We start from the raw sequence: 3,407 nt of genomic DNA, 5'->3' as shown, positions 1-3,407 counted from the left end.
TGCGCCTCTTTGACATTGTGAATGGGTTTTTAGATCGATGCCGTGTTGCATCGTATCGGCGATTACGGTCGCTGTGCGAGCAAGCAACACACATTATGGGCAGCGGTTGCGTGGCGAGAGCTGTGCAATGCGTTGTTCGATCTGGCTGAGATATCGTCCGCACCTAGGACATCACGAGCGTTATGCAGGCTTGTTGGTGATGGTGTGGATTCTCAAGCGTGAGGTAAGAGCATCTGGTGGATGCCTTGGCATGTACAGGCGAAGAAGGACGTGGCACGCTGCGATAAGCGTCGGGGAGCTGTGAGCGAGCTTTGATCCGGCGATTTCCGAATGGGGAAACCCACCTTCACCATTTCTCTCGAAGTCCGAGTGATCGGGTTTTGAGTGAGGTGGATAAGGTATCACCTTAGTGAATAAAATAGCTTTGGTGAAGCGAACCCGGGGAACTGAAACATCTCAGTACCTGGAGGAAAAGACATCAACCGAGATTCCGTTAGTAGTGGCGAGCGAACGCGGACCAGGCCAGTGCCTCATCTTCAACTAGCAGAACAGTCTGGAAAGTCTGGCCATAGCGGGTGATAGCCCCGTATGCGAAAGTGATGGATGAGGCCTCGAGTAGGGCGGGACACGTGAAATCCTGTCTGAACATGGGGGGACCACCCTCCAAGCCTAAATACTCGTACATGACCGATAGCGAACTAGTACCGTGAGGGAAAGGTGAAAAGCACCCCGATGAGGGGAGTGAAACAGTACCTGAAACCGGATGCTTACAAGCAGTAGGAGCCCCATAGGGGGTGACTGCGTACCTCTTGCATAATGGGTCAGTGACTTAGTTTATCGAGCAAGCTTAAGCCGTTAGGTGTAGGCGCAGCGAAAGCGAGTCTGAATAGGGCGCTAGAGTTCGATGAATTAGACCCGAAACCCGGTGATCTAGGCATGACCAGGCTGAAGGTGCGGTAACACGCACTGGAGGGCCGAACCGTTCAATGTTGAAAAATTGTCGGATGAGTTGTGTTTAGGGGTGAAAGGCCAATCAAACCGGGAAATAGCTGGTTCTCCGCGAAATCTATTGAGGTAGAGCGTCGGACGTATACCGTTGGGGGTAGAGCACTGGATGGATGCGGGGGTCGCGAGATCTACCAACTCTAACCAAACTCCGAATACCAACGAGATTTATCCGGCAGACAGACGGCGGGTGCTAAGGTCCGTCGTCAAAAGGGAAACAGCCCTAACCTACAGCTAAGGTCCCCAAGTCACGTCTAAGTGGGAAAGCATGTGGGAATCCCAAAACAACCAGGATGTTGGCTTAGAAGCAGCCATCATTTAAAGAAAGCGTAACAGCTCACTGGTCTAAATAAGGGTTCCTGCGGCGAAGATGTAACGGGGCTCAAGACGTGCACCGAAGCTTAGGGTTCAGATCTATGATCTGAGCGGTAGCGGAGCGTTCCGTAGGCCTGCGAAGCGGAAGGGTAACCGACCGTGGAGGTATCGGAAGTGCGAATGCTGACATGAGTAGCGACAAAGAGGGTGAGATGCCCTCTCGCCGAAAGACCAAGGGTTCCTGCTTAAAGCTAATCTGAGCAGGGTGAGCCGGCCCCTAAGACGAGCCCGAAGGGGGTAGTCGATGGGAACCACGTTAATATTCGTGGGCCTGGAGATGAGTGACGGATCTCTTAAATTGTCAGCTCTTATCGGATTGAGCTGGCTGTGACGAGGTTCCAGGAAATAGCCTCTCCATATAGACCGTACCCGAAACCGACACAGGTGGTCAGGTAGAGTATACCAAGGCGCTTGAGAGAAGTATCCTGAAGGAACTCGGCAAATTGCCTCCGTACCTTCGGAAGAAGGAGGCCCCACATATGCGCAAGCACTTGTGGGGGGCACAGGCCAGGGGGTAGCGACTGTTTAGCAAAAACACAGGACTCTGCTAAGTCGGCTTCAAGACGACGTATAGGGTCTGACGCCTGCCCGGTGCCGGAAGGTTAAGAGGAGGAGTGCAAGCTCCGAATTGAAGCCCCGGTAAACGGCGGCCGTAACTATAACGGTCCTAAGGTAGCGAAATTCCTTGTCGGGTAAGTTCCGACCTGCACGAATGGCGTAACGACTTCCCCACTGTCTCCAGGATATGCTCAGCGAAATTGAATTCTCCGTGAAGATGCGGAGTACCCGCGGTTAGACGGAAAGACCCCGTGCACCTTTACTGCAGCTTCAGAGTGGCATTAGGAAAGAATTGTGTAGCATAGGTGGGAGGCTTTGAAGCACTGGCGCCAGCCGGTGTGGAGCCATAGGTGAAATACCACCCTGTTGTTTTCTGATGTCTAACCCAGCACCGTCATCCGGTGCGGGGACCCTCTGTGGCGGGTAGTTTGACTGGGGCGGTCGCCTCCTAAAGAGTAACGGAGGCGCGCGATGGTAGGCTCAGGACGGTTGGAAACCGTCTGCTAGAGTGCAATGGCATAAGCCTGCCTGACTGCGAGACTGACGAGTCGAGCAGAGACGAAAGTCGGTCATAGTGATCCGGTGGTCCCTCGTGGAAGGGCCATCGCTCAACGGATAAAAGGTACGCCGGGGATAACAGGCTGATGATTCCCAAGAGCTCATATCGACGGAATCGTTTGGCACCTCGATGTCGGCTCATCACATCCTGGGGCTGGAGCAGGTCCCAAGGGTTTGGCTGTTCGCCAATTAAAGTGGTACGTGAGCTGGGTTCAGAACGTCGCGAGACAGTTTGGTCCCTATCTGCCGTGGGCGTCGATACTTGAGAGGAGTTGCCCCTAGTACGAGAGGACCGGGGTGAACATGCCTCTGGTGTACCTGTCGTTCCGCCAGGAGCGCAGCAGGGTAGCTATGCATGGACGGGATAACCGCTGAAAGCATCTAAGCGGGAAGCCTCCCTCAAGATAAGGTATCATCGAGTCGTGGTAGACCACCACGTTGATAGGCCGGGTGTGGAAGTGCGGTAACGCATGAAGCTAACCGGTCCTAATCACTCTTATCATGCTTGTAGAATCCACACCCTCACCAACAACCCTGCGCAACCCGCAGAACCAACGGTGACATCCGGACGATACAAAGCCAGATCCCAAACCATCGATCTAAAAACATCATGTGCGCCCGCTCCATTGCCTGGTGACCATAGCGTCTGTGAACCACCCGATCCCTTCTCGAACTCGGCCGTGAAACCAGTCCGCGCCAATGGTACTAACGCTCAAGCGTTGGAAGAGTAGGTCGTCGCCAGGCATTGAAGCCGGCGCGCATGAAAAAACCCATCACAATCTCAAATCCAACAAAGCCCCGTCGAATACATCGACGGGGCTTTGTTGCTAACATCGCGGGGTGGAGCAGCCCGGTAGCTCGTCAGGCTCATAACCTGAAGGTCGCAGGTTCAAATCCTGCCCCCGCAACCA

General features: G+C 54.1%; 1 tRNA gene and 2 rRNA genes. All 3 read left to right on the top strand.

Annotated elements, in window-relative coordinates:
* Positions 1-213: 213 nt before the first annotated feature.
* Positions 214-3,006, top strand: a 23S ribosomal RNA gene (locus FHW94_RS22895).
* Positions 3,007-3,125: 119 nt separating this feature from the next.
* Positions 3,126-3,240: ribosomal RNA gene (gene rrf / locus FHW94_RS22890) — 5S ribosomal RNA — on the top strand.
* Positions 3,241-3,330: 90 nt separating this feature from the next.
* Positions 3,331-3,407: transfer RNA gene (locus FHW94_RS22885), tRNA-Met, on the top strand.

This window comes from Novosphingobium sp. SG720 (assembly GCF_012275365.1).
Lineage (GTDB): Bacteria > Pseudomonadota > Alphaproteobacteria > Sphingomonadales > Sphingomonadaceae > Novosphingobium > Novosphingobium rhizosphaerae.
This window is presented reverse-complemented; position numbering and strand designations above follow the sequence as displayed.